We start from the raw sequence: 23824 nt of genomic DNA, 5'->3' as shown, positions 1-23824 counted from the left end.
AGGTCGCGCCGCCCGTCGCTCCACCGATCCGTACTCGTGGGACCGGCACGAACTCGCCCCCGACAGTCGGACTTCGAAGACGGTCGGCGGAACCCGCACGGTTCGTTATGCCGTCGTACAGCCTACGTATCGGACGATGATACGGGAGCTGCGGCCGGTCCTCGTCGCCTGTCTCCTCGTGGCTGCCCTCCTCGTGGGGACGGTCTCCGCCAGCGTCGGCGGTGACGTCGTCCGCCAACAGGTGGCTCCGGAAGAGCCGTCGCCGGAAGACGTCGAACGCGCCCACGAACGACTCCAACAGGCGAACCGAGGGTATCAGACGGCGCTCGCCACCGTCGACGCGGCAGACGACGCAGGCGTGGACACACGGCCCTTCGACGACCGACTCGGAGACGCACACGCGGCGCTGACGGCGGGCGTCGAAGCCGTCCAGCAGACCCCGCCGAACACCGACCGTGCCATCGAGGCAGCGGCACGCGCGGAACTCCTCTCGCTCGCCGTCCAGACCGACGCCGAGGCGGCGGCGAGACGCGCGGCCGCCGAAACGGCGATCGCCGCCGAGACCGCCCGCCTCGAACGCGAGGAGGTCGACACGTCGTCGGCGACGGCCGTCTGGTTCCGCCGTGCGAGAGCGGATCTCGCCGACGCCCGGTTCGAGGCCGTCGAGCGAGACCTGCGCTTCGCTCGGTACGCCGCACAGCGGGTCCACTACGAGACCTACCTCGCGAACCTCTCCGCGCAGGGGGTCGAACTCGATGCGGTCGAATCAGAGCTAACTAGCTTCTCGGAGTCGCTCGAAGAGGGCAGTCTCGAACCGAGCGACGCGACGCGGCTCCGACAGTCGTTCGTCCGCGCGGACGTCTGCGTCGGGCGACTCCACGAGGCAGCGCTCGCTATCGAGCGGGCGAACCGGACCTCGTCGGTGCTCGTGACGGCGGACGTCACCGCGGCCACGGGTGCCCGACAGCAGGGGTACGACGCGCTAGAGCGCGGCGAGTACGACGCCGCCTGCGAGTACGCAGACACTGCGACCGAGACGGCGGACGCGGAGACGCGTCGCGTCCGGGCGACGCTCGCCGACGACGTGGTCGCCAGAACGGTCGACGTCGTCTACGACGCCCTCCGTGGGTTCGTGGCAGCGTTCGACGGTCGGCCTTCGACGCCGAACACCGTCTACCCACCGACGCTGACGCTCGTCGGCGGTGAACCCGTCTCCGTGGCGTTCACCGCACCGACCCCGTCTGTGACGCCGCTGGACTTCGACGACGAGCGCGTCGACGTGCCGCCGCCGACGACCGGCGAGGAACAGCCACCGGACGACACGACGACCGCCGAGGAGCGGACCACGCCGCCGGCGACGAGCGAGCGGGGTGAGACGACGAGCGAGGACGCGGCGACCAGCGACGACGCGGCGACGAGCGACGACGCGGTGACCGGCGACGCCGAACCCACCCGGCCCGTCGAGCGCGTCGAAGCAGCGGACGACGGAGAGGCAGACGACGGAGAGGCCACCCGCGACACCGACGCGGTCGAAGCACAGGACGTCAGATTCGACATCCGCATCGACCGCGTCGAGGCGTGTGGGGCGACCTGCCGCGACGTCACCGGGACGCTCCGGAACGTCGGCACCGACGACGCGCACAACGTCGAAGCCGACATCGAACTCTCGGTCGGCGAGACGGTCGTCTGGACCGGCACCGAGTCGATCGGAACCCTCCCGGCCGGCGAGACGCGCCCCGTCTCCCAGCGGATCACGCTCGGGTTCGGTGAGGCGCTACAGGCGCGGTCCGACGGGAACGTCGACGTGGTCATCGTCGTCCGTTCGGACGAACACACCCAGACCGTCACCGACACGATCCCGATCTGACAACGTGTAAGGAATTAAATGAGAGCGAACCGTTAGGTCACACGCAACATGAAGGAGCTATCGACCCGGCGGACGTTTCTCGCCGCAGCAGGTGTAGTCGGAGTGACCGGCCTCGCCGGCTGTTCGGGAGAGGCGGAGCCAGCGACGAACGCGACGACGACGGCAGTCACCGAGGAGTCGACGTCGACGACAACGAGCACCGACGAGTCGACGCAGACGCCGGACTCCGGCGGTGTCGAGTCGTCGTTCGACCGCGGGACGGTCGTCGACGACTTCGAGCGTTTCGGCACCGACGACTCACGCTGGGGGAGGATCGGCGGAACCGTCGAAGCCGACACGGACGACGTCTACGCGGGGACGCAGTCGGTCCACATGACGAACGAGAACGGTGACGTCGCGGGGATCTTCAAGTCGTTCCCGGACGGGCTCGACCTCTCGAAACACGACCTGTCGCTTGCGGTCAAACTCGAGAAGCCCGTTCGCGGACGGATCGCCGCCGAATTCCTCGCCCCCGCCCGCAGCGACATGCTCACGAGCAAGCGGTTCATCCCGAAGGAGCTGAACGACTGGGTGCGGATCGACCTCGGCTACACTGGTCGGTCCGGCGACCCGGCGATGGAGTCGGTCCAGGAGCTCCGACTGATGGTGCTCACCGAGGAGGGGACGCCGATTGACGTCCACGTCGACGACCTCCGGAAGATCCCGAAACCCGACACCGGGAAGGTCGTCCTCCAGTTCGACGACAGTCGCATCTCGCACTACGAGGTCGCCTTCGAAGAACTGCAGGAGCGCGGCTGGGCGGGCGGGTCGGCGATCATCCCGAACGCGATAAACAGCCAAGGCTACCTGACGACCGGGCAGATGCGCGAGATGCGCGACGCCGGCTGGGACATGATGTCGCACCCGCAGGCGTCGCAACCGCTCCCGCAGTACTCCGAGACGAAACAACGGCAGTTGATCCGGGAGGCGTACGACTACCTCGACCTCAAGGGGTTCCCCGAGGGGGCACGCCACTTCGTCGCCCCGTACAACCGCGTCAGCAAGACGACGCTGGACATCGTCTCGGAGTTCCACGACGCGGGCTACATGTTCGGGGCGTGCCCGAACAACGCTCGACGGCCGAGCAACGTGCACACCATCTCCCGCGTGATGGGGAAAGATCCACGGGGAACGCGCCGCGTGCTCAACCTCGCCGACGCGTACAACCAACTGGTCGTCGTCAACTGGCACACCATCGGTCGGGGGCAGGATTACGAGACGTCGCCGGAGGACTTCCGAAACGTCCTCGATCACATCGAACAGACCGGGCTGGAGGTCGTCGCGCCCTCTGACCTCCTCGACGGATAGGGCAACCCCTCAGCGCAGTCGGCGAATCCGTTCGGCGACAGTAGAGCGGAACGCCCGACGGTCGAGATCGGCGAACCGCGAGGGAGGGAGTTCACGGAACACGCTCTCGAGCACCCGGTCGTAGACGGCGTCGAACGTGGCAGGGCGACCCTGTCGTTCGAGCGTTGCAACCACCCGCTGGACGCGCGACGTCGTCACGACCTCCGCGGCGAGTTCCTCGGCCGTCGTCGGGTCGAACGACGGGTTCTCGGCGACGTCGACGGCGCGGTTCTCGAGCGTCCCGCAGGCACCGCGTTTGTTCCGGACCACGACGCCCGCCGCGGGACCGTCGTACCAGGCCGACTGCGGGAACCCGTAGGACGAGGGGTCGAAGTCGACGGCTCTGAGCTCCTTCGCGAACGTGTTCACTGGGTCGAGACCGAGTCGCTCGAAGACGTGCTCGACTCGGTCGACGCCGAGAAACGCGTCTTTCTCACCGACCCAGACGTCCGTCCCGAGAAACGAGGGCGTCCGTTCCCAGTCGTAGTCGAGTCCCCGGTTGTGCATCGCCCGTCCGAAGAACACCACCGACTGGACGTCGTCGACCGCCGACCGAAGCGCACTCCAGTCACACGACTCGCGGACGTGTCGGACGGCGTGTCGATACGCTGGCGGGGCGTCTTCGGGGTCGTACTCCGCCTCGTCGTCACCGACGCGGAGCCGACCGGACGACTGGAGTTGGAACCGAAACGGTCCGCCGACGAGCAGCTCCTGAAGCCAGAGATGACCGCCGTCGAGCAGTCCATCGATGCCGGTCGAGACGGGAGGGAGATCGCGAAACGGGTGCATCGTCACGCAGGTCGTCGTCGAAGAACATGAATCCGTGGTCGTCCGCGACCACGGCCGAAGTCACACGAGCAGGCGCGCGCGTCAGACAGCCGACGGCGACGGCGAACGGTCGTCACCACCGTGCAGGATGCGGTCGACGATCTCCTCTAAGTCCGGTGCACCTGTTGGACTGTCCGGTTCGTCCGAGGGGTAGTGTGGTACTGCTGGCATGCTTCGGAACCTCCCATTCCACACAGAACAACCCACTACAGAATCATAACGATTGTGCATCCTCTCGTCTCGCTGACGAGTGACTTCGCCGGCTGAAGAATCAGTGGTCGCGCCGAGACGGGACGCCGGTCGACCCGAGCGTCCCGAGTGCTTACGGGTCCGGGGAAGGACCGCGTTACTCGAAGAGTTCGAGAGCCTGCTGGTAGCGGCTGGCGGGCTCTTCCCAGTCGACGACGTTGAAGAACGCGTCGACGAACTCGCCGCGGTCCGGGCCGTAGTCGTAGTAGTACGAGTGTTCCCAGACGTCGAGTGCGAGGATGGGATGGCTGCCCCAGAGTGCACCCTGGTCGTGCTTGTCGACGACGACGTTGCGCAGTTGGTTCGAGAAGCTGTCGTAGACCAACAGCGCCCAGCCGCCGGCGTTGCCTGCGGCGGCCTCGAACTCGCCCTTCCAGGCGTCGTAGGAGCCGAAGTCCTCCTCGATGCGGTCGGCGAGGTCACCAGCGGGCTCCTCGCCACCCTCCGGGGACATGTTCTGCCAGAACAGGTCGTGGAGGATGTGGCCACAGCCGTTGTGGGTGACGTTGCGGATCGCACCGGGCGAGGAACCGAACTCGCCGCTCTCGCGGTTCTCCTCGAGCGTCTCCTCGGCGCTGTTCCAGCCGTTGACGTAGCCCTGATGGTGGGTGTCGTGGTGCCACGTCAGCACCTGCTCGGAGATGTCCGGTTCCAGCGCGTCGTACTCGTACGGCAGTGGGTCCAGTTCGTACTGAGACATATACGGACGAACGATGGCCGGCCACCGCTGTAAGCGTTCCCTGAACGCCGATTTAGTAAGCAGATAGACACTTCTAACAGGCGGAGCCCCGGCTCCCTGATCTACTGCAATAACCTTGGCTAGGGAACATATTCAGTTAGAACAACTATAAATTCGGCCACAAGATACATTCCTCATCCCCGAGCTATGGGATACGAGATGGATTCTCACACCGCTCCGGGCACCCCCTCCAGACGACAGACGCTGAAGCTGTTCGGTTCCGGCCTCGCCGCGGTCGGCCTCGGCACGTCGACCGGGCTCGCAGAGAGCGACACGGAGTCGACGACCGAATCGGAGGCGACTGCAGCGACCGAGTCGACGGCCGAGGCGACAGTGACGCTCGAAGACCAGTCGCCGCACTACCGGACTGTGACCGTCGCGACGGTGACGCTCCCGGACGACGGGTTCGTCGCCGTCCACGACGCGTCGTTCTTCACCGAGGGGCCGGTACTGGGCGTCTCCGCACCGCTGTCTTCGGGGACGTACCACAAGCTCCCGATCGTCCTCGACGAACTGCCCGACGGTCAACTCACCGTCGCCGCGATCCCGCACCAAGATACGCCCTCCGACGGCGTGTTCAGCTACCCCGAAGACGGCGACGCGCCGTACGTCGGTGAGAACGGCGTCGTCCACGACTACGCGACGCTGCAGCCGGAGTAGCGACGTCCCACCGACGCGACGGCGACGCAGCCACGACGGGCCGGAACGCCTCGGGTCGTCGGCCGAGTGACGCGACCGACTCCCGTGAGACACCGAGCCAGCCCGTTCGTCGTTCAGAACGTTTTTGACTGACTAGTCAGTAAAGTAGTGTACGATTACTCTCGCCTCTCGCCAATGACACAGGAGCCAGCAGACGACATCGTGGACGCCACGTACTGCGCACTCTGTAAGCACGGGTACGCCGAGCTGACGATGCAGGACATCGCCGACGAGTGCGACAAGAGCAAGGCCGCACTCCACTACCACTTCGACAGCAAGCAGGCGCTCTTGGAGACGTTTCTCGACGGACTGCTCGACGACTTCGAGGCGCGGATCGCCGACCTCGACGGCGACGACCCGGTCGAGCGACTGTTCGACCTCGTCGACACGGCGTTGACACCGCCGACCGACGACGACGAGTCGCCCGACGCGGAGTTCAAGACGGCCGTCCTCGAACTGAAGGCACAGGCCCCGTACGAACCGGTCTATCGGGACCGACTCGCCGCGTTCGATCAGCGACTGCAGGCCCGCATCGAGTCGCTCGTCGCCGAGGGCATCGAAGACGGGCTGATCGTCGCCGAACGTGACCCCGGCGACGTCGCGACCTTCGTCAAGACGTATCTCACCGGTGCCCAGACGCGGTTCGTCGCCACCGGCGCGTCGTTCGAGGAGAGTCGGCGGCTGTTGCACGAGTACGTCCGGACGGAACTCCTCGTCGACGGGGAGGCGGAGGTCCCGGCGTGAGCCTCCGCGGGCGACTCGGATCGCTGTTCAAGGGCCGCGACGAGGTGAACCTGACCGAGGGCGGCATCGCAAAGCCGCTGTTCTACCTCTCGCTGCCCATCGTCGTCACGAACCTGCTGCAGACGGCGTACAACCTCGCCGACACGTTCTGGCTCGGCCAGTACGGCACCGAGGAACTCGCCGCCATCAGTTTCGCGTTCCCGATGGTGTTCCTGCTCATCGCACTCGGGATGGGGCTGTCGGTCGCGGGGAGCGTCCTCGTCGCCCAGCACACCGGCGCCGGCGAGGAGGAACGCGCCGAGTACGCGGCCTCCCAGACCGTGACGTTCTCGCTCCTGGCGGCCGTCCTACTCGGCGGTGTCGGCTTCCTCTTCGTCGAGCAGTTCCTCGGACTGCTCGGTGCGTCGGCGGACGTGCTACCGCTGGCGACGGACTACATGGAGGTCATCTCGCTGGGGCTCGTCTTCATGTTCGGCTTCTTCGTCTTCGTCTCGCTGATGCGGGGCTACGGCGACACCATCACCCCGATGCTCGTGATGTTCGGGTCGGTGACGCTCAACATCGCCCTCGACCCGTTTCTCATCTTCGGCTGGGGGCCGTTCCCCGAGCTCGGGATCCAGGGGGCCGCCGTCGCCACCGTCTTCTCGCGAGCGCTCGCTCTGATCGTCGGCCTCTATCTCATGTTCGAGGGGAGTCGCGGCGTCCAGATCAGCCTCTCCGAGATGCGGCCGGACTTCTCGTACGCGAGAAAGCTGCTCGCCATCGGCGTCCCCGCCTCCATCGAGGGGACCGGCCGGGCGCTGTCGGTCAACCTCCTCTTGATCATCGTTGCGCTGTTCCCCGATACGGTCGTCGCGGGCTACGGTATCGGCGTCCGCGTCTTCTCGGTCATCTTCCTGCCGGCCATCGCCGTCGCCCGCGGCGTCGAGACGATGACCGGCCAGAACATCGGTGCGGGGAAACCCGACCGCGCGGCCGGGGCGGCCAACTTCGCCGCGAAGGTGATGTTCGTCGTCCTCTCTCTCTTGGGCGTCGTCGCCTTCGTCGCCGCCCGCCCCATCACGGCGCTTTTCACCACCGACGCCGCCGTCGTCGACGTCGGCGCGTCGTTCCTCCGGTGGGTCGCCCCCACCTTCGGGTTCATCGGCATCATGCGCGCCTACACCGGCAGTTTCCGCGGTGCGGGCAAGACGCTGATCGCCGCCGTCGTCGCCATCACGATGCTCGGGCTCATCCGCCTGCCGGCCGCGTGGGTCGGCGCACAGCAGTTGGGCGAGAACGGCATCTGGCTGGCGTTCTCGATCTCCAACGTCGCCGGCGCGCTCATCGCCTACACGTGGTACAGACGCGGGACGTGGCGCGACGCCGACGCGACCCGCGGCCCCGAGGCCGACGTCACCCCGGCGGCCGACGACTGATCGTCTCTCAGTTGCCGACGACTTTCGCCGCACCGACGAAACAGCCGACGGCGAGGAGGACGGGAACGAGCGAACTCGCGATGCCGTTGCAGCCGTCCGACCAGTAGAACGCCAGATCGGCGAGTCCGAGCCCGGTCGGGTTCACGACCGGCAGCGACAGACCAGGGGCGGGCGACCAAGTGGTGACGTCGGAACCACACGCGACCGTCGTACTACTGATGGGAAACGCGAACGTCGCGACGACGAGCAGTGCACCGAAGGCAAGGAGGAGAGACGCGAGACCGAGTCGACGGCGACGGGACGTGAGCAAGGAGGACATACGTCTGAACGGACAGAGATGGCGTCGTCGGAAGTGTCTTTCTTCCGAACGAACGCGACACAGTTCGACTCCCCGCTTCGGATTTGGTACGGCGCTCGAACGCGCCGGTAGAAACACAACGGTCAAATCACCGGGCTGAAAATTCTCCGTGTCCTCGGTGTGCGAATCCGGAGCGACGTCGGAGGCACCCCCACACCCTCGCTGACGCGACGAGTCGCGCCGGGGACACCTCCGTGCAGTCTCCGTTCTGAGCGTAGTACGGTCACGACGTCGAGCGTACGCCGTCCGTCACAGGGCGACCGCGCCGCCGACGGGAACGGCTGACCCGTGAAACAGACGAACCGAACAGTGGAGCGTCAGATAGGCTTTTCAGCTCTGCACTCATTCAGGGAGTCGCTACCGCCGGTCGCGGTGCATTTCTCGACAGTAGCGGCGGCGACGTATCGGAGACGACGCGGAGCGGAGAGTAGCCGAAGATGACGACGATAGACGGGCACACAGTCGGTGAGGAGACGCAGACGACGTACACGGTGACGCTCCAGAGCTATCTGGTCGACTTCGTGACGGATCGGCTGGCAGTAGAGGTGGTAGTCGATCCGCCGGGTCGACCCGTCGACACGCTGTGGGTCGTCGACGGCGACGTCGTCCGTCCGCTGTGGCGACCGTCGCAGCGGTACTCCGACGAGCAGCTGTCGGCCGCACTCGTCGGCGCCGGGGAGTTCGTCAGGCGCTCGACGAACCTCCAGTACCTCGTGGGGCCACTCCCACCCGAGTGTCTCCCGGTCGAGACGCGCGTGGAGTTACCGTCCGTCGACTGACCTCGTCGCGAGTGCGACGCGGTCGTCGCGCACGCTCACTCGCGCCGTCGCTGGCGGAGCTCCTGTCGGGTGAACTGCGGCGTGATGCGCGTCCCGCGCCGACCACGGAACGACCGGACGAACAACAGGCCAACGAGGGCTGTCCCGACGCCGGCGGCAACCGAGACGTGGTCGCCGGTCGTCGCCACGAGCAGGAGCGTCGTGAAGACGCCCGTGCCGAACAGGATGCCGTAGGTCAGTCGGCGGGCGAACGCGTCGTACGGCTCTTCGCGCCCGCCGGCCAACACGATAGCCGCCCGCAGGTCCTCGCGTTCGGCCCGCGAGAGCACTCGGTCGAGCTTCGGCGGCACTCGGACCAGCGACTGTGCGGACGCCTGGAACTGATCCGCCACCGACTCGACCACCCGCCGAGCGCCCTCCTCGGCGAACCCCTGTTCGCGGACGTACTCGGTGATGAGCGCGATGACGTCGAACTCGGGGTCGAGCGTCTGGGCGACGCCGTCGAGCACAGTCGTCACCCGGACGATGAGCGCGACGTTCTGCGGTAATCGGAGGGGAAACTCGTAGATGTTCGCCTGGAACTCGCCGACGAGCCGTTGGATCCGGTACTCGTCGAGGTTCTGCCCTCGGAAGTTGTCGATGGCGATCTCGAACACCTCGCGCATCAGCTCCCGGTCGGCCGCCGGGTCGAGCGCGTCCATCGCGACGAACGCGTCGATGACGGCGTCGATGTCGTCCCGTGCGATGCCGATGTAGAAGTCGACGATGTGACTCTGGAGTTCGGCAGAGACCTGTCCGGTCATCCCGAAGTCGTAGAAGACGATGCTGCCGTCGGGCTTGACCGCGAGGTTCCCCGGATGCGGGTCGGCGTGGAAGACGCCGTCCTCGATGATCATCTTGATGTACGCCTCCTCGAGGCGTCGGATGAGCGCCGTCCGGTCGACGCCGGCCGCCTCGAGCGCCTCGAGGTCGTCGATCTTGATGCCGTCGACGTACTCCATCGTGAGCACTCGCGAAGAGGAGTGCGAGTCGAGGACGGCCGGCACGACGACGTCGTCGGCGTCCGCGAAGTTCCCGCGGATCTCTCGGAGCATCGCCGCCTCGTGGGCGTAGTCCATCTCCTCGCGGATGGTCTCGGTGAACTCCCGTGCGAGGTTCTCGAGCGTGTAGGCCTGCCCCTCCGGCGCGGATGCGACGAGCAGGGGGCGGAGCACGTTGATGACGCGCAGGTCGGCCTCGACGCGCGGGCGGATGTTCGGCCGGAGCACCTTCACCGCGACCGTCTGGTCGCCGACGCGGGCGACGTAGACCTGTCCGAGACTCGCCCCGCTGATCGGGTCGGTGTCGAACTCGTCGAACGCCTCGTCGACGGGGTCGAGGTCGTCCTCGACGACGGTCCGTACCGCCTCCCAGTCGGACGGGGGGACGCGGTCCTGCAGTCGCGAGAGCACCTCGATGTACGCGCCGGGCAGGGCGTCGGGTCGCGTCGACAGCACCTGCCCGAGTTTGATGAACGTCGGCCCGAGCGAGACCAGACTCTCCAGCAACCGCTCCGCACGGGCGGTCTGCTGGGCGACGGTGACCTGTCGCGGCCGCCCGAAGAGGAGAAACCGGCGCCGGTCGCGGAGGTAGGTGACGACGAGCGGGAGGAACTCGTAGACGACGACCCAGATGCGTGCGAGCGCACGGAGGCGAATCCAGCGTGCGTCCGCGGTCTCGACGTCGGCGGCCGGCTGCTCCCTAGAGGCGGTCTGCGACGGGTCGGTGGCTGTGGCGTCCATCCTGAGCGGTCTGGTTCGACTACCGCACGCCGACGACAAGAACCCCACGTCCGCGGCGGTCGACGAGTCGAAACCGAGGCTTGCCGACTCGGGGCCACGACGAGTCGAGACCGACGCTTACCGACTCGGAAATTCGACGCGCTGGAGCCAAAACGAGCGGAGTTCCTCGAGCAGCGTCAGCAGGTCGTCGTAGCTCTCGGGTTTCGCGAGGTAGGCGTTCGCGCCGAGGTCGTACGCGCGGTCGATCGTCGCCTGCTCCGTCGACGTCGAGAGCATCAACACCGGGATCCGCCGTAACGGGGCCGAACTCGACTTGAGTTCTTCGAGCACGTCGAGTCCGGTCAAGTCGGGGAGGTGGACGTCGAGGACGATCAGATCCGGATACGTGTGCTCGGGGTCGTCGTCCCCCGCAGTGAGCATCGAGAGCGCCTCGCGACCCGTCGTCGCCACCTCGAGCGTCGCGATGCGGGATTCGGTCATCGCCTCCTCGAACAGTCGCAGCGCCGCCGGGTCGTCTTCGACGAGTAAGATCCGCCGTTCGACAGAACTCATTAGAGGTGAGAAGTTTACACTCGGGCCGTCTTGGGCGTTACTTATTACCCAACGACACGTACTGGCGGAATTATTCTCGAACGTAGTGTCTTTTATTCGGGAACGAACCGGATATATGTCGTCGACGTATCACGCCGAGCGCAGTCGTCCGGTAGAGGCAAGGCCGCCGCCCAGCGGAACGTCCTTTGGTCTACTCGGCGAACGAAGGGGTACATGGTCGACTCCTCCGACGCGACAGCAACCAACCGACAGTACCACTTGGCGAAGCGACCGACCGGCGAACCCGACCACGACACCTTCGAACTGGTCGAAGCCGAGGTCCCCGAACCAGGACCGAACGAGGTACTGGTGAAGACGCTCTATCTCTCAGTCGACCCGTACATGCGCGGCCGGATGCGCGACGCCGAGTCCTACGCTGAACCGTGGGACGTCGGCGACCCCATGCGCGCCGGCGTCGTCGGCGAGGTGGTCGAGTCGAACCACGCCGACTTCGAGGCGGGCGACGTCGTCGTCGGCAACCTCCTGTGGGCGGAGTACGCCGCCGTCGACGGCGGCGAACTGACGGCCGTCGACCCGGACGTCGCGCCCGTCTCGACGGCGCTCGGCGTCGTCGGGATGCCCGGCCGGACGGCGTACTTCGGCCTGCTCGACGTCGCGGGGCCGAAACCCGGCGACACCGTCGTCGTCTCGGGAGCGGCGGGCGCGGTCGGGTCCGTCGTCGGCCAACTCGCCCGCGAGGCCGGCTGTCGCGTCGTCGGCTTCGCCGGGTCGGACACGAAGACGGAGTGGCTGACCGACGAACTGGGGTTCGACGCGGCGATCAACTACGAGACGACTGACGACCTCGGCGACGCACTCGCGGAGGCCGCACCCGACGGCGTGGACGTCTACTTCGACAACGTCGGCGGCGAGATTACCGACACCGTCTTCGCGCAGTTGAACGTCGACGCCCGCGTCGCCGTCTGCGGGCAGATCTCCCAGTACAACGCGACAGAACTGCCCACTGGTCCCCGAAAACTCGGGACGCTCATCGAGAAGCGCGCCCGTGTCGAGGGATTCCTCGTCGCCGACTTCGCCCCCCGGTTCGAGGAGGCGACGTCGCGACTCGCTCGGTGGGTCGACGACGGGACGCTCCAGTACCGCGAGACGGTGACCGACGGGTTCGAGAACGCACCGGAGGCGTTCCTCGGACTGTTCGAGGGCGAGAACGTCGGCAAGCAGTTGGTGAAGGTCGCAGAGCGGTCGCACTGACCGACGCGTCGCTCGTCGTCTCGCGCGTGAACGTCGTCGGTACGTCGATATGTGCCGATAATAGTTATGGTTTTCCGCCGAAAGGTTAAGGGGCGACGGCGAGTCCCAAAAGTCGTATGTCAGAGAACCCCACACAGGGAGAGTCGAGCGAGAGCGACGGTAGTTCCGGGCCACGGACGGACAGGCGGACGTTCCTGAAAGGGTCGGCGGCGGCACTCGGCGCGAGCGCCGTCTCGGCCGAGTCGGTTCGTGGACGCGAGGAGCGCGGTCCGACCGCGGGCGACGTTCCCACCGCACGGAGTTCGAAGGGGATGGTGTCGAGCGTCCACCCGCAGGCGACCGAGATCGGTGCGGAGGTGCTCCGGGACGGCGGCAACGCCGTCGACGCCGCCGTCGCGGTCCAGTTCGCACTGAACGTCGTCCAACCGCACGCCTCGGGCATCGGCGGTGGCGGGTTCATGGTCGTCTACGACGCCGAGGAGGACGAGCTCTACAGTATCGACAACCGCGAGCGAGCGCCGTTCGGGGCGACGCCGGAGATGTTCCTCGACGCCGACGGCGAGCCGATCCCGTTCCAGCAGCGCCGTGCGAGCGGGAACGCCGTCGGCGTCCCCGGGACGCTGCGGGCCGCGGACGTCGCGCTCAAACGGTTCGGGTCGCGGGAGCTCTCGTCGCTGATCGATCCGGCGGTCGGGCTAGCGGCGACGTCCGGCCCCGAAGTGACCGTCGACGCGCCGCTGGCGGAGGCGATTGCGGGCAACGCACAGGTGTTCAACGACGCCGCGCAGTCGGTGTTCGCACCCGGCGGAGAGCCGCTGGAGGAGGGAGACCGACTCGTCCAGCCCGACCTCGCAGACACCTTCCGGACGATCCGCGACGAGGGGATCGGCGCGTTCTACAAGGGTCCCATCGGCGAGGCGATGGCCGAGACGGTGCAGGACGCCGGCGGGAGCATGCGACCGTCTGACGTCGGCCGGTACAACGTCACGATCGACCACCCCGAGCACGCCGAGTTCCGCGACGTCACCGTCCGGACGCAGTCGCTGCCGAGCTCCGGCGGGTTGACGATCGGACAGATCCTCAAACTCGTCGAACCGCTCGACCTCTGTCGCTACGGCCGCCAGTCGCCGGAGACGTACGAGATACTGCTCGAAGCGTACGGACACGCCTACGCCGACCGCGGGGCGTACATGGGGGACAAGGCGTTCGTCGACGCGCCGTGGCAGGGGCTGTTCGACGGGGACTACCTCGACAGCCGTCGGGAAGGTATCGCCGCGAACGGGGAGGCGAACGCCTCGCCCGGACCCGGCAACCCCTGGGACTACCAGCCGGGGGAACCCTACCAGATCGACGCGCTGGGACGCGACGAACTGGCCGGCGGCGGGCGCGCCAGAGACCGCGGGCAGACGACCCACTTCACGACGGCCGACAGCGAGGGGAACTGGTCTCGTGGACCAGCACCATCGAGCAGTTTTTCGGGTCGGGGCTGATGGTGCCCGACCACGGCTTCATGCTCAACAACGAGCTCACCGACTTCGACGCCGTCCCCGGCGGGCCGAACGAGGTCCAACCCTGGAAGCGGCCGCTCAGCAGCACGAGTCCGACGATCGTCTTCAAGGACGGCGACCCCTACATGACCGTCGGCTCGCCGGGCGGGAAGACGATCATCACGACGGTCGCCCAGATCGTCCTGAACGTCGTCGAGTTCGACATGGGTCTCGCGCAGGCGATCGCCGCACCGCGCGTCTACAAGGACACCGACCCGGAGATCATCTGGGAACGAGGAGTCCCGCGTGGCGTCCGGAGACAGTTGGCCGAGGCCGGATTCGAGTTCGCCGACGAACCGTCGCAGCTCGGCAACGCACAGGCGATCCTCGTCGACCCCGACTCCGGCGAGTACGTCGGGGCGGCAGACCCCCGGCGCGACGGATCGGTCGTCGGGCTCTGACCGACAGACGTCTCAGTTTTCTTTAGATACACATATCCTTAATCGAGCGAACGACTCGAGTGAAGTATGAGACGACGACGCTTCCTCAGAACTGTCGGTGCGGCGACCGCCGGACTCTCGGCCGTCGGGACGGCGAGCGCGGACGAGCACTCGCCGCGACGCGAGAACTACCGTCCGGGCGGTCCGTGGCCCGGCGACGAACACGCCCAACCGATGGACGGCTTCCACACCAACGAGCAGTTAGCGCAGACGCTCCGGACGCTCGACTCGCAGAGCGATCGTCTCTCGCTCCGCGAGATCGGTCGTTCGGCGGGGTTGAACGACCCCATCTGGGAGGCGACCGTCGGCGACGGGTCGACGAGCGTCCACCTCATCACGCAGATCCACGGCGACGAGGCGGTCGGCACCGAAGTCGCGGTGAAACTGCTACGGCAACTCGCCCAGAGCAACAGTCGACAGGTCGAGACGATTCTCGACGAACTGACGCTGACGGTCGTCCCTCGGGTCAACCCCGACGGGGCGATGTTCGAGTACGACGTCGACGACGACGGAACCGACGAGTGGGTCGGCCGCCGGACGAACACACAGGCGTGGTCGAGCGACGACTCGCGGTACGAACCGTACTACCACTACCGGTCGCCGGCCGACGCGCCGCCCGGCTACGACATGAACCGCGACTTCAACGTCCTGCCGCCGGGGGAGTTCGACGCCGGCGACACCACCGAGGACCAGTGGTACGTCTCCGAGGACGGCGAGGCGTATCTCGACCTGGAGTACGAGGGGTACACGCTGGCGAGCAGCGGGCTCCGACTCGCCCCCGAGGTTCGAGCGGTCACTCGGTCGTACCTCGACGCCGACCCCGACTACGCCATCACCCACCACCACCAGGGACAGTATCTCGTCCCCGGTTCCGGCGACGGCAACAAGCCGGCGAAGCAGACCGAGTTGAGCGTCATGCCGGCCTACGGCCCCGCCTACCGCGACCGGTCGCCGTTCGACGACCCCGAGGCGTCCGTCGAAGAGGTCGTCGACCCGTTCATCGACGAGGCGACCAGTACGGAGTCGATCCAGATGAACGCGCTCGTCGCCAACGCGCTCGCCGAACGCGGCGACAGCGTCTTCGACAGCGTCACTCGGTACGGCTACTACCCGCTGTGGGGGTCGTACCTCGACACGGTGTGTCCGACCACGGGTGCGGCGGGGATGCTCTACGAGACGTCCTACCAGACTGACGTCCGTGGCCAGCAGGCGCTCGGCCGGATGATGCAGTCGACGGTCGTCGGGTTCACGACGACGCTAGAGGCGATCGCCGAAGACACCCTCGGCGACGTCGACGTCGACGACTACTTCGACCTGCCGCTGCACGGCGAGTATCTGACGAACCCCCACCAGTCGGGTCGGTAGTCGGTCGTCGGACAACTCCGTCGACGATCTCGGCGGTAGTGAGTCGGAACGGTCGCAGCGTGCCGCAACCGTGAGCACTATTCGGCCGTGTCGGCTACGCGGTACGTGGACAACCGATTCGTCACGATCGGCCTCTTCGCGCTGCTGGCGACGCTCTGGGGCTTCTCGTTTCCCGCCATCGACGTCGGACTGGAGTCACTCGAACCGGTCCTGTTCGCCGCGTTTCGTTACGACGTTGCCGCGGTGCTCCTCCTCGCGTACGCCGTCGTTCGGACGAGTCAGTGGCGACCGACCGACGGGGCGAACCTCGCGGCCGTGCTCGCCGGCGGCGTCTTCCTCGTCGCCGGCAACGCGCTGCTGTTCGTCGGTCAACAGACGGTTCCGAGCAGCGTCGCGGCGATCATGCAGAGTCTCGTCCCGATCGTGACGAGTCTGTGGGCGCTCGGCATCCTCCCGGAGGAACGCGTCTCGCCGGTCGGCGCGGTCGGCATCCTGCTCGGCTTTCTCGGCGTCGGCCTCATCGTCAGACCGGACCCGTCGAACCTGCTCGGGGCGGACGGCATCGGCCGACTGCTGGTGCTCGGCCAGGTGGTGAGCGTCTCGCTCGGCGGCGTCCTCGTCCAGCGGGCCGAACCGACGCTCGACAGGGCCGCCCTCTCGGGGTGGTCGATGCTGGTCGGCGGTCTCCTCCTCCACGCGGGGAGTCTCGCGGTCGGCGAGTCGCTGGCGTTGCCCGCGACCGTCCGCGCACAGGTCGCAGTGGGTTATCTCGGCGTGTTCGCGACGGCGGTCGCCTTCTTCATCTACTTCACGCTGCTCGAGGTTCGCGGCGCGCTGGAGACGTCGCTCGTCGCCTACCTCGTCCCCGTCGTCGCGACGGTCGCCGGCGTCTTCCTCCTCGACGAGTCGATCACGCCGCTCACCGTCGTCGGGTTCCTCGTCGTGTTCGCCGGGTTCGTCGTCCTGAAACGACGGGAGCTCGCCGACCTCGTCGCCGACGTCCGACGACCGACGCGAGGATAGGGGCGTTCACAGTTCGGCGTCGTACCGTCGCGGCGACCGGCGTCGCTACCGGCGGCCGTCGGACTGGAGCGTCGCGACAGGTCGCGCTCGTCGGCAACGCCGTTATCCCCGCGGGCGACGTCTCCGCGAGCATGTCCTCGCGAACCCGCCCACCCGCCGTCGCCGCCCTGCTCGGACTGGCGACGCTGTTCGCCGTCGGGTTCGGCGTCACCGCGCTGCTCGACCCGTACGTCTGGCCGTCGCTCCTGGTCGGCATCCCGGCGGGCGTCGTCGCAGGCGTGCTCGTCACCGCCTCGACCTACTGGTTCTTGACGCGCTCACAGCGGAGCGCCGCGGCACAGCAGGACGACCGATAGCGCTCGTGCTCGCGGACGAGTTTGCAGTCGCGGTAGCGGCGGGCGACGACCTCCCCGCAGTCGGCACACCGGAGGCGGTACTTCGGCGTCGCGAACCGCCGACACCGGACCGGCGCGTCGAGTTCCGCAGCGCGACGCTCGAAGCGCGGACCGTGGTCGGTCGTCCCGTACCGCTGAAACTGCTCGACGTGGATCAGTTCGTGGCGGAGCGTCGCCGTCCACTCCGCGCGGGAGAACGCCGCTGCGGCCTCCCACGTCAGCGAGACGGTACAGCGCCGGACCGTCTCGGGCGACTCGGCGGCCGCCGCGACGCTGTCCCAGTCGACCGGGTTCCCGACTTCCGTCCCGGGGATTCTCGGTCGTTTGACCGCCGCCGCACGTCGCTTCGCGCGGGTCGACACCGCCCAGTCGACGAGCGACAGGTCGACGCTGAGTTCGTCGCCGTCGGCGACGCTCCGGGCGTACCCCCGGGACCACGCGACGAGGTCGTCGTGCGTCGACACGGACCCGAACGCCGCCGGCGTGGGCGACGCGTTCTCTTCGGCCGTCACGGTGTCTTCCCGTGGCGGGAGACGACGCTTCAGTGGTTCGGTTCCCCTGCTCTCGGCCGGAACGACGAACGTTCATACCGACGGCGGGCGACCGTCCAGCTATGAAGGTGAAGTACCGAACTCGCGGAGAGTCGGGAGTGGACCCGTCGGGCGAACATGACCCGACGTACGAGGCCGTCGAGACGGTGCCGTGCTGCGAGGAGTGTCTGACCGCGTGGGAGCGCGACACGTTCAGCTTCGAGGCCGGCGTCGACGTCGACACCGACGAGTCGGTGCCGCTGGTCTGCGTCGTCGCCTACGAGCGAACCGACGACGGCGAGTTCGAGAGCGCCATCCCCATCAACTACTGTCCGTTCTGCGGGACGGGCATCCTCTGTGCCGAGGTCGACGAATGACATCCTCCTCGCCGTAAACGGCGAGGTTTCCTCGCGTTGGGGGTATCGCTTACCGACCCACGGAGGCAACTTGCGGGTTCGTATGCTCCTCGTTGGGAACTGAGCGTGATGACTCCAACCATTCGTGGTTGTCCCACTTGAGGCATACAGGCCGTGCCATCGACCGTGTTGCCGTCGTCTGCCGTTGACGAGACACTCCGTGTCTCGTTCGCCAATCAGAACTCTCTGAGTTCTGATGACGTCTCAAGAACGTCTCTGACGCCGTGAGGTCAGCGTGCTCCTCGAAGCCACACGGACACGTCAGCGTGTCTCTGTGGCGTGTCGTATCCTCTGTCGAACCACAGTTCGGACACTCCTGACTCGTCCACGCCTCAGACCGAATCTCGACCGACATACCGTATTCTTCGGCGGTACACGCCAGTCGATTCACGAACGCTCTGAACGCCCAGAAGTTGTGCGTTTTCGCGTTCGTCTCCACCGACCAGTGCGTGTCAAGCACATCCGTCAACGCCCCGACGTACACCGTCGAAACGCCTTCATCGTAGAGGCGTTCGATGAGGTCACGAGCGAGTGCGTCTTGGGCGTGGTCACGTCGCTTAGTACGCCGGTCGTACAGGCGTCGAATACGGTGACTACTGTACCGACCGTCCTCCAAGAGCGATTGGAGCCGGGAAATTTCTCGCGTGGTTTCACGGAATCGCTCGAACAGATCGCGTCCTTCGTACAGGTATTGCTTGCCGGTTGTGGTTGTACAGGCGACGAGGTTGTTCGCACGGCTCTGGTGAATCGCCATACGGCGGTTGATTTCACTGTGTTGCGGCACGCTTGATGTTGTGAACGACACATTTCACGACGAGTTCACGAAATTCTCGGTACCACGTTCGCGCTCGCACGGCGTCGCCGTGCGTGCGCTTGATCGACGAGAAGACGGTCTCACACATCGATCGTTGGCGGTAGCGAGGCCCATCGACCCGCGCGTTGTGCGCGTGGTCGATGGGCCGGAAGATACGATGCTTAATCAGCGGTCTGACGTCCTCTTCCCGCAGTTTCTCGCGTAAATCCATCCAGTCGTAGCCTTTGTCAGCGGCGAGGCTGTGCAGGTCGCCTGCGTTGCGGCAGGCGACCTGCCAGCCGAGCTGTGTGTCGTGCGTTTTCTCGGTCGTACAGTGAACGTCGAGAATCGCTTGAGTGTCTGTGTCGACGAGAGCGGTCGCTTTCAGTGTTTGAACGCGATAATTCGTCCGGCGGCAGTAGTGCTTGCTGGCGTTTTCGCGGTCGAAAAACGTGGCATCGATGGCGGCGTGACCCGAGGGGTCGTGCAGCTCCGACGAGAGTCGGAGCAGCACTCGCCAAACCTTCATCTCAAACCTATCAAACGCCTTAACCAGCGTCGAGTGGTCAGGGAGATCGCCCTCTTCGAGGCCGATCTCCCCGAGAATATGCGGCATCTCGCTCAGCAGATCGAGTGCGTTGCGGTACGATTCATCGAGGTAAACCCGCAGACAGTGCAGCGACACGAGGGCGTAGTCGGCGAAGCCGCCACCCCCTTCGGGGGCGGCGACTTCGCCTCGACCACCAACAGCGTTTTTAGCTAACGTGACTGCTTTGCTCGTGAAGCGGGAGATCTTCGACATAGAGCATCGCCGGTTTCCCGCTTCATCTTCCAAATTCTACCGGTCGAAACCGACGCCGTCTAGTGATTCACCAGAGCCGTTCGCACCAATATCCAGAGCGGATTCTTCCGAACCCAGTGGTTGTGCCAGTCGAGAATGGTCTTCGCTGATTGTGACTGGCTGAAAGGCCCTGAACGATTGTGCTTGCTCGTCGTAGAACAACTCCAACCGACCTTGTTTTTCGTACTCCTTCCAGTTCGGGTCGCCCCGAATTTCGAGCCGGAGGCGTTCGCGGTATCCAAGACCATACTCGTCTTTCAGGTCTTTGCCGACGAGAATTTCGAGCCGGGAGTATTCGCCCCACTCGACAGAGTACGACGTGTTGCGGATATACGTGCGGAGTTCTCGTCCGTCTTCTGAGTTGCCCCAGAAGCCGGGTTTGCCGTTGGCTTCACCCTTTTTCTTGAGGCTGAAGAACGACTTCCACGCTTCACGGTTCTTGCGTTCAATTTGCTGAACCGTGGACGCACCGAGAATACCGCCGTAACGACCGCGATACTCACTGATTTCCCATACATCGCCGTCTGGATCTGCGTAGTTCTCGCGACGCTCGTAGTTAATCTCGTTCCAGAGAGCAGCAGAAGCGTCCAACAGGCGTCGAAGCAACTCCTCGTCCTCGTCGGACTGCGGAATCACGTCGAACGTGTTGGCTCGCTTCATCGACTACTGCTTGTATCGTAACGCACATAATTGTTCCGTTCGTGTGATACTATATGGTTGCAATTCGCATCGAATTTGACGACGAGGAACAGTACGAGCGGTTGAAGGAACTGAAGAAGCACTGTGGATTGACATGGAAGGGACTGCTACTCGAAGGCGAGAAGAAAGTCAGGGAGGATACCCCGGAGTAAGCGTAGAACGTGGGTTGTGCAGTAGAGTGTCGGATTCACGCTCGCCCTAAAGGGCGGGACTCTCTCCTTGAATCAGGTAGCACCGCAGATCGAAGGGAGTCGACAAGAGCCAAACAGACGTGACAGCGGAGTCGAGCGTGATCGGACGGCGAGCGGTCGTCGATGAGAATGGAACCGCGAGCGGTCGTCAGTCGGTCTCGTCCGCGTCGGCGGTGGACGCGGCGTCGGCGTTCCCCTCGTCCGCGTCGGTGGGAGTCGCCTCGTCTCTCCGAGAGAACGACACGAAAAGCGAGTGGCAGGCGACGACGACGACGGTGAACAGGGCGACGCCGAGACTGGTCAGACTCCACGCGACGCTGGTCGGAAGTCCGAACAGGACGTCGAGCGGCAAGAGCGGAGCGGGGCGAACGGTCTGTGGCAGCGACTGGAACATCGAGTTGAGGCCGCGTCGGATGCCGAGCGCGATGAGCGCGTAGACGCCGAAGTAGGTCACGATGCCGACGTGCTTCAGTCGGCGCGTGTTCAGCGACTGCAGTTCGGCGACCACCGAGCGCCAGTCGTTCGTATCTTGGAACATCGGTCGGGACTACCTCACGGAAGCGGTCGTCTGCCCCTCTCACGGAGAGTGATGTATCCCTTTTGATTGCCCCTCGTTCGAGTCGACAAATGTGAATCAGATAACAAATTTAACAGATCTGATTCAGTTAATACAGTGGTTACGTCTCGTTGACAACTGTGATCCGTCGGAGAGAACTGTCAGGACACCGTACGTTTCCTTCATAAGTACGCCGTACCAACAGTGGTGACGGGAAACGTGGGTAAGGAACTCAGATGGATAAGACACACCACCAACCATACAGCGACATCCTCGACAGCGACGCGCAGTTGTGGTCGCTGATCAACAACACGCCGGTCGTGCTGTTCGCACTCGACGCCGACGGGACGTTTCTGCTCTCGGAGGGGAAGGGGCTGGAGACGCTCGGACTGGAGCCGGGGGAAGTCGTGGGGAGCTCCGTGTTCGAGATCTACGACGACCCCGACGTCGTTCGCGACGTTCGGCGGGCGCTCGCGGGAGCGTCGTTCACGTCGACGATCAAGTTCGAGGGAGGAACGTTCGAGTGTCGATATCGACCGGTGCTCGACGACGAGAAGAACGTCGAGCGGGTGCTCGCGGTCGCCGTCGACGTCACGGAGCGGACGCAGTATCAGGAGATGCTGACGACGCTTCACACCTCGACGCGCGACCTGCTGGACGCCGAGACCAAACAGGCGGTCGCCGACCGCATCGTCGAGGGCGCGACGGAGGTGCTCAACCTCACCGGCGTCGTAGTGTTTCTCTTCGACGAGTCGTCGAACCGACTGCAGCCGGTCGCGTTCTCCCCCGACGTCCCCCCGTTCGTCGGCGTCCCGCCGTCGTATCGGCCGGGCAGCAGTATCACGTGGCACGTGTTCGCCGAGGGAGAGAGCAAGGTGTTCGGAGACGTCCGCAAGTCGGAGTACGTCGACAACCCGGACACGCAGGTCAGAAGCGGGCTGTACATCCCGCTCGGTAGTCAGGGCGTCCTAGTCGCCATCTCACCGGAGCCCGACGCGTTCAGCGAGCAGACCGTCGAGCTCGTCGATCTCTTCGCGACGAACGCCGAGGTCGCACTCGACCGCGTCGACCGCGAGAACGAGCTGCGGGAGCGCGACCGAGAGCTCCAACGGCAGAACGAACAGCTCGGCCAACTCAACGAGCTCAACGGCACCATCCGGGAACTCGTTCAGCGGCTGGTCCGGGCGACCACGCGCGAGGAGATCGAACGAGCCGTCTGTGAACGGCTGACGACGGTCGATCGCTACGGCTTCGCGTGGGTTGGCGACCCCGACATCACTCGCGACGAACTCGTTCCGCGGACGTGGGGCGGCAGCGACCACAGCTATCTCGACAGCGTCTCGCTGTCGCTGTCGGGCGACGAACCTCCCGAGCCGGCGTGTACGGCGGCACAGCGACGCGAGTTGGTCGTCGTCGACAACGTCGCCGACGACCTCAGAACCGCCGCGTGGCGGAAGGAGGCGCTCTCGCGGGACTACCAGTCGATCCTCGCGGTGCCGCTCGTCTACGAGGAGTTCCTCTACGGCGTGTTGACCGTCTACGCACAGCGACTGGACGCCTTCGACGACACCACGAGAGCCGTCTTCGCCGAACTCGGCGAGACGATCGGCTACGCCATCAACGCCGTCGAGACCAAACGCGGCGTGTTGACCGACGGGACGCTCGAACTCGACCTCCGACTGTCGGAGACCGACGACCTGCTCGCGCGGGTGGCCGAACAGACGTCCTGTCGACTCGAACTGGAGGGCGTCGTCCCCGAACCCGATTCGGCGGTGCTGTTCGTCACCGTCAGCGACGCCGACGTCCAGTCCGTCCTCGGGGCGTTCGAGGAGTTGGTCGCCGTCCGTGCCGTCCGACTCGTCACCGAACGTGACGACGGATCGCTCGTCGAGGTCGTCACGACCGGCGAGACGCTGGCGGGGACGTTCACCAAACACGGCGCCGTCCCGAAGTCGATCGTCGCGACGCCGGAAGAGCTCACGGCCATCGTCCAGGTCGCCTACGACACCGACGTCCGGGCGTTCATCGAGATGCTCCGGACGAACTACCCCGACGCCGAACTCGTCGCACGCCGCGACCGGACCCAGACGAGCGACTCCGAACAGACGTTCGCGGCCAAGTTGTCCGAACGACTCACCGACAGACAGGCGGAGGTGATGCGGGCGGCGTATCTCGGCGGGTTCTTCGAGTCGCCCCGTGCGAGCACGGGCGAGGAGATCGGCGCCTCGCTGGACATCACCCAACCGACGTTCAACCACCACCTCCGGACCGGACAGCGCAAGCTCTTCGAGCTGCTGTACGGGGACGACGCGACCACCCCTCTAGATAGATAGCCCCCTCCCGTCGAGGGTGTCGTTCTATGAAGCGACTATCGCTT

General features: G+C 65.8%; 22 protein-coding genes and 3 pseudogenes. 14 read left to right on the top strand and 11 right to left on the bottom strand.

Features of this window, described 5'->3' with window-relative positions:
• The first annotated feature begins 136 nt into the window (after positions 1 to 136).
• The gene (locus EOHIBHHM_RS08610; RefSeq protein WP_497256514.1) at positions 137 to 1867 is read left to right on the top strand and encodes a hypothetical protein; all 1731 of its coding nucleotides are present in this window, start codon (positions 137 to 139) and stop codon (positions 1865 to 1867) included.
• A gap of 48 nt (positions 1868 to 1915) precedes the next feature.
• The gene (locus EOHIBHHM_RS08605; RefSeq protein ID WP_497256512.1) at positions 1916 to 3214 is read left to right on the top strand and encodes a polysaccharide deacetylase family protein; all 1299 of its coding nucleotides are present in this window, start codon (positions 1916 to 1918) and stop codon (positions 3212 to 3214) included.
• 9 nt (positions 3215 to 3223) lie between these two features.
• Here EOHIBHHM_RS08605 and EOHIBHHM_RS08600 read toward each other — a convergent pair whose 3' ends face one another.
• The 3 genes from EOHIBHHM_RS08600 to sod form a co-directional block, all read right to left on the bottom strand.
• Positions 3224 to 4042 carry a hypothetical protein gene (locus EOHIBHHM_RS08600; protein ID WP_497256510.1) on the bottom strand — a complete coding sequence of 273 codons (819 nt, stop codon included), beginning with the start codon at positions 4040 to 4042 and terminating at the stop codon, positions 3224 to 3226.
• A gap of 81 nt (positions 4043 to 4123) precedes the next feature.
• Positions 4124 to 4252, bottom strand: a complete 129-nt coding sequence (locus tag EOHIBHHM_RS08595; RefSeq protein ID WP_280141193.1) for a hypothetical protein — start codon at positions 4250 to 4252, stop codon at positions 4124 to 4126.
• A 175-nt stretch (positions 4253 to 4427) separates the two neighbouring features.
• Entirely contained in the window at positions 4428 to 5030 is a 603-nt protein-coding gene (gene sod / locus EOHIBHHM_RS08590; RefSeq protein ID WP_497256508.1) for a superoxide dismutase [Mn], read from the bottom strand.
• 198 nt (positions 5031 to 5228) lie between these two features.
• On the opposite strand from sod, the gene EOHIBHHM_RS08585 reads away from it, so the two are divergent.
• The 3 genes from EOHIBHHM_RS08585 to EOHIBHHM_RS08575 all read left to right on the top strand — a co-directional run bounded on the left by EOHIBHHM_RS08585 (position 5229) and on the right by EOHIBHHM_RS08575 (position 7930).
• Positions 5229 to 5729: a DUF7282 domain-containing protein gene (locus EOHIBHHM_RS08585; protein ID WP_497256506.1), complete on the top strand. Its 501-nt coding sequence runs from the start codon at positions 5229 to 5231 to the stop codon at positions 5727 to 5729.
• Between the two features lie 174 nt (positions 5730 to 5903).
• Entirely contained in the window at positions 5904 to 6512 is a 609-nt protein-coding gene (locus EOHIBHHM_RS08580; RefSeq protein WP_497256504.1) for a TetR/AcrR family transcriptional regulator, read from the top strand.
• Positions 6509 to 7930 carry an MATE family efflux transporter gene (locus EOHIBHHM_RS08575; RefSeq protein ID WP_497256502.1) on the top strand — a complete coding sequence of 474 codons (1422 nt, stop codon included), beginning with the start codon at positions 6509 to 6511 and terminating at the stop codon, positions 7928 to 7930. The genes EOHIBHHM_RS08580 and EOHIBHHM_RS08575 overlap by 4 nt, the downstream gene beginning before the upstream one ends.
• Positions 7931 to 7937: 7 nt before the next feature.
• Here the strand turns inward: EOHIBHHM_RS08575 and EOHIBHHM_RS08570 are convergent, their stop codons facing one another.
• Positions 7938 to 8249 carry a hypothetical protein gene (locus tag EOHIBHHM_RS08570; RefSeq protein ID WP_497256500.1) on the bottom strand — a complete coding sequence of 104 codons (312 nt, stop codon included), beginning with the start codon at positions 8247 to 8249 and terminating at the stop codon, positions 7938 to 7940.
• A gap of 476 nt (positions 8250 to 8725) precedes the next feature.
• Between EOHIBHHM_RS08570 and EOHIBHHM_RS08565 the strand changes: the two genes are divergently transcribed.
• Entirely contained in the window at positions 8726 to 9067 is a 342-nt protein-coding gene (locus EOHIBHHM_RS08565; RefSeq protein ID WP_497256498.1) for a hypothetical protein, read from the top strand.
• Between the two features lie 35 nt (positions 9068 to 9102).
• Here EOHIBHHM_RS08565 and EOHIBHHM_RS08560 read toward each other — a convergent pair whose 3' ends face one another.
• Together EOHIBHHM_RS08560 and EOHIBHHM_RS08555 are read right to left on the bottom strand one after the other, a co-directional pair.
• Positions 9103 to 10848 carry an ABC1 kinase family protein gene (locus EOHIBHHM_RS08560; protein ID WP_497256496.1) on the bottom strand — a complete coding sequence of 582 codons (1746 nt, stop codon included), beginning with the start codon at positions 10846 to 10848 and terminating at the stop codon, positions 9103 to 9105.
• Positions 10849 to 10965: 117 nt separating this feature from the next.
• Positions 10966 to 11400: a response regulator gene (locus EOHIBHHM_RS08555; protein ID WP_497256494.1), complete on the bottom strand. Its 435-nt coding sequence runs from the start codon at positions 11398 to 11400 to the stop codon at positions 10966 to 10968.
• A gap of 213 nt (positions 11401 to 11613) precedes the next feature.
• Here EOHIBHHM_RS08555 and EOHIBHHM_RS08550 point away from each other — a divergent pair, with 213 nt between their 5' ends.
• The 5 genes and pseudogenes from EOHIBHHM_RS08550 (at position 11614) to EOHIBHHM_RS08530 (ending at position 17382) form a co-directional block, all read left to right on the top strand.
• Complete coding sequence (locus EOHIBHHM_RS08550) at positions 11614 to 12651, top strand: NADP-dependent oxidoreductase (RefSeq protein WP_497256492.1); 1038 nt, start codon at positions 11614 to 11616, stop codon at positions 12649 to 12651.
• Positions 12652 to 12767: 116 nt separating this feature from the next.
• A pseudogene (ggt, locus tag EOHIBHHM_RS08545) lies at positions 12768 to 14599 on the top strand (gamma-glutamyltransferase).
• A gap of 66 nt (positions 14600 to 14665) precedes the next feature.
• The gene (locus EOHIBHHM_RS08540; protein WP_497256490.1) at positions 14666 to 16003 is read left to right on the top strand and encodes a M14 family zinc carboxypeptidase; all 1338 of its coding nucleotides are present in this window, start codon (positions 14666 to 14668) and stop codon (positions 16001 to 16003) included.
• A 105-nt stretch (positions 16004 to 16108) separates the two neighbouring features.
• Positions 16109 to 17026 carry a DMT family transporter gene (locus tag EOHIBHHM_RS08535; protein WP_497256488.1) on the top strand — a complete coding sequence of 306 codons (918 nt, stop codon included), beginning with the start codon at positions 16109 to 16111 and terminating at the stop codon, positions 17024 to 17026.
• Positions 17027 to 17157: 131 nt separating this feature from the next.
• A complete protein-coding gene (locus EOHIBHHM_RS08530) occupies positions 17158 to 17382 on the top strand; it encodes a DUF8147 domain-containing protein (RefSeq protein WP_497256486.1) in 225 nt (74 codons plus the stop codon).
• On the opposite strand, the gene EOHIBHHM_RS08525 is transcribed toward EOHIBHHM_RS08530, so the two are convergent.
• Positions 17325 to 17933, bottom strand: a complete 609-nt coding sequence (locus EOHIBHHM_RS08525) for a SprT-like domain-containing protein (protein WP_497256484.1) — start codon at positions 17931 to 17933, stop codon at positions 17325 to 17327. The two genes, EOHIBHHM_RS08530 and EOHIBHHM_RS08525, sit on opposite strands and share 58 nt — an antisense overlap.
• A gap of 101 nt (positions 17934 to 18034) precedes the next feature.
• Here EOHIBHHM_RS08525 and EOHIBHHM_RS08520 point away from each other — a divergent pair, with 101 nt between their 5' ends.
• Entirely contained in the window at positions 18035 to 18328 is a 294-nt protein-coding gene (locus EOHIBHHM_RS08520; protein WP_497256482.1) for a hypothetical protein, read from the top strand.
• 49 nt (positions 18329 to 18377) lie between these two features.
• Here EOHIBHHM_RS08520 and EOHIBHHM_RS08515 read toward each other — a convergent pair.
• The 3 genes and pseudogenes from EOHIBHHM_RS08515 to EOHIBHHM_RS08505 form a co-directional block, all read right to left on the bottom strand.
• Positions 18378 to 19100 (bottom strand): annotated as a pseudogene (locus tag EOHIBHHM_RS08515) (RNA-guided endonuclease TnpB family protein); the annotation flags it as partial.
• 34 nt (positions 19101 to 19134) lie between these two features.
• A complete protein-coding gene (locus EOHIBHHM_RS08510; protein WP_497256480.1) occupies positions 19135 to 19962 on the bottom strand; it encodes an IS5 family transposase in 828 nt (275 codons plus the stop codon).
• A 78-nt stretch (positions 19963 to 20040) separates the two neighbouring features.
• Positions 20041 to 20661 (bottom strand): annotated as a pseudogene (locus EOHIBHHM_RS08505) (IS200/IS605 family transposon protein TnpB); the annotation flags it as partial.
• 53 nt (positions 20662 to 20714) lie between these two features.
• On the opposite strand from EOHIBHHM_RS08505, the gene EOHIBHHM_RS08500 reads away from it, so the two are divergent.
• Positions 20715 to 20852 carry a hypothetical protein gene (locus EOHIBHHM_RS08500; RefSeq protein WP_497256478.1) on the top strand — a complete coding sequence of 46 codons (138 nt, stop codon included), beginning with the start codon at positions 20715 to 20717 and terminating at the stop codon, positions 20850 to 20852.
• A 187-nt stretch (positions 20853 to 21039) separates the two neighbouring features.
• Here the strand turns inward: EOHIBHHM_RS08500 and EOHIBHHM_RS08495 are convergent, their stop codons facing one another.
• Positions 21040 to 21429 carry a hypothetical protein gene (locus tag EOHIBHHM_RS08495; RefSeq protein ID WP_497256476.1) on the bottom strand — a complete coding sequence of 130 codons (390 nt, stop codon included), beginning with the start codon at positions 21427 to 21429 and terminating at the stop codon, positions 21040 to 21042.
• 254 nt (positions 21430 to 21683) lie between these two features.
• Between EOHIBHHM_RS08495 and EOHIBHHM_RS08490 the strand changes: the two genes are divergently transcribed.
• On the top strand, positions 21684 to 23780 hold the full coding sequence (locus tag EOHIBHHM_RS08490) for a bacterio-opsin activator domain-containing protein (protein WP_497256474.1): 2097 nt from the start codon (positions 21684 to 21686) through the stop codon (positions 23778 to 23780).
• Positions 23781 to 23824 lie beyond the last annotated feature (44 nt).

Source organism: Halogranum roseipondis, from assembly GCF_059695585.1.
This window is presented reverse-complemented; position numbering and strand designations above follow the sequence as displayed.

What these genes read in the sequence shown, in the direction of transcription:
- EOHIBHHM_RS08610 (WP_497256514.1), top strand. Translation starts at nt 137, where the DNA reads ATGATACGGGAGCTGCGGCCGGTCCTCGTCGCCTGTCTCCTCGTGGCT.
- EOHIBHHM_RS08605 (WP_497256512.1), top strand. Translation starts at nt 1,916, where the DNA reads ATGAAGGAGCTATCGACCCGGCGGACGTTTCTCGCCGCAGCAGGTGTA.
- EOHIBHHM_RS08600 (WP_497256510.1), bottom strand. Translation starts at nt 4,042, where the DNA reads ATGCACCCGTTTCGCGATCTCCCTCCCGTCTCGACCGGCATCGATGGA.
- EOHIBHHM_RS08595 (WP_280141193.1), bottom strand. Translation starts at nt 4,252, where the DNA reads ATGCCAGCAGTACCACACTACCCCTCGGACGAACCGGACAGTCCAACA.
- sod (WP_497256508.1), bottom strand. Translation starts at nt 5,030, where the DNA reads ATGTCTCAGTACGAACTGGACCCACTGCCGTACGAGTACGACGCGCTG.
- EOHIBHHM_RS08585 (WP_497256506.1), top strand. Translation starts at nt 5,229, where the DNA reads ATGGATTCTCACACCGCTCCGGGCACCCCCTCCAGACGACAGACGCTG.
- EOHIBHHM_RS08580 (WP_497256504.1), top strand. Translation starts at nt 5,904, where the DNA reads ATGACACAGGAGCCAGCAGACGACATCGTGGACGCCACGTACTGCGCA.
- EOHIBHHM_RS08570 (WP_497256500.1), bottom strand. Translation starts at nt 8,249, where the DNA reads ATGTCCTCCTTGCTCACGTCCCGTCGCCGTCGACTCGGTCTCGCGTCT.
- EOHIBHHM_RS08565 (WP_497256498.1), top strand. Translation starts at nt 8,726, where the DNA reads ATGACGACGATAGACGGGCACACAGTCGGTGAGGAGACGCAGACGACG.
- EOHIBHHM_RS08560 (WP_497256496.1), bottom strand. Translation starts at nt 10,848, where the DNA reads ATGGACGCCACAGCCACCGACCCGTCGCAGACCGCCTCTAGGGAGCAG.
- EOHIBHHM_RS08555 (WP_497256494.1), bottom strand. Translation starts at nt 11,400, where the DNA reads ATGAGTTCTGTCGAACGGCGGATCTTACTCGTCGAAGACGACCCGGCG.
- EOHIBHHM_RS08550 (WP_497256492.1), top strand. Translation starts at nt 11,614, where the DNA reads ATGGTCGACTCCTCCGACGCGACAGCAACCAACCGACAGTACCACTTG.
- EOHIBHHM_RS08540 (WP_497256490.1), top strand. Translation starts at nt 14,666, where the DNA reads ATGAGACGACGACGCTTCCTCAGAACTGTCGGTGCGGCGACCGCCGGA.
- EOHIBHHM_RS08530 (WP_497256486.1), top strand. Translation starts at nt 17,158, where the DNA reads ATGTCCTCGCGAACCCGCCCACCCGCCGTCGCCGCCCTGCTCGGACTG.
- EOHIBHHM_RS08520 (WP_497256482.1), top strand. Translation starts at nt 18,035, where the DNA reads ATGAAGGTGAAGTACCGAACTCGCGGAGAGTCGGGAGTGGACCCGTCG.
- EOHIBHHM_RS08510 (WP_497256480.1), bottom strand. Translation starts at nt 19,962, where the DNA reads ATGTCGAAGATCTCCCGCTTCACGAGCAAAGCAGTCACGTTAGCTAAA.
- EOHIBHHM_RS08500 (WP_497256478.1), top strand. Translation starts at nt 20,715, where the DNA reads ATGGTTGCAATTCGCATCGAATTTGACGACGAGGAACAGTACGAGCGG.
- EOHIBHHM_RS08495 (WP_497256476.1), bottom strand. Translation starts at nt 21,429, where the DNA reads ATGTTCCAAGATACGAACGACTGGCGCTCGGTGGTCGCCGAACTGCAG.
- EOHIBHHM_RS08490 (WP_497256474.1), top strand. Translation starts at nt 21,684, where the DNA reads ATGGATAAGACACACCACCAACCATACAGCGACATCCTCGACAGCGAC.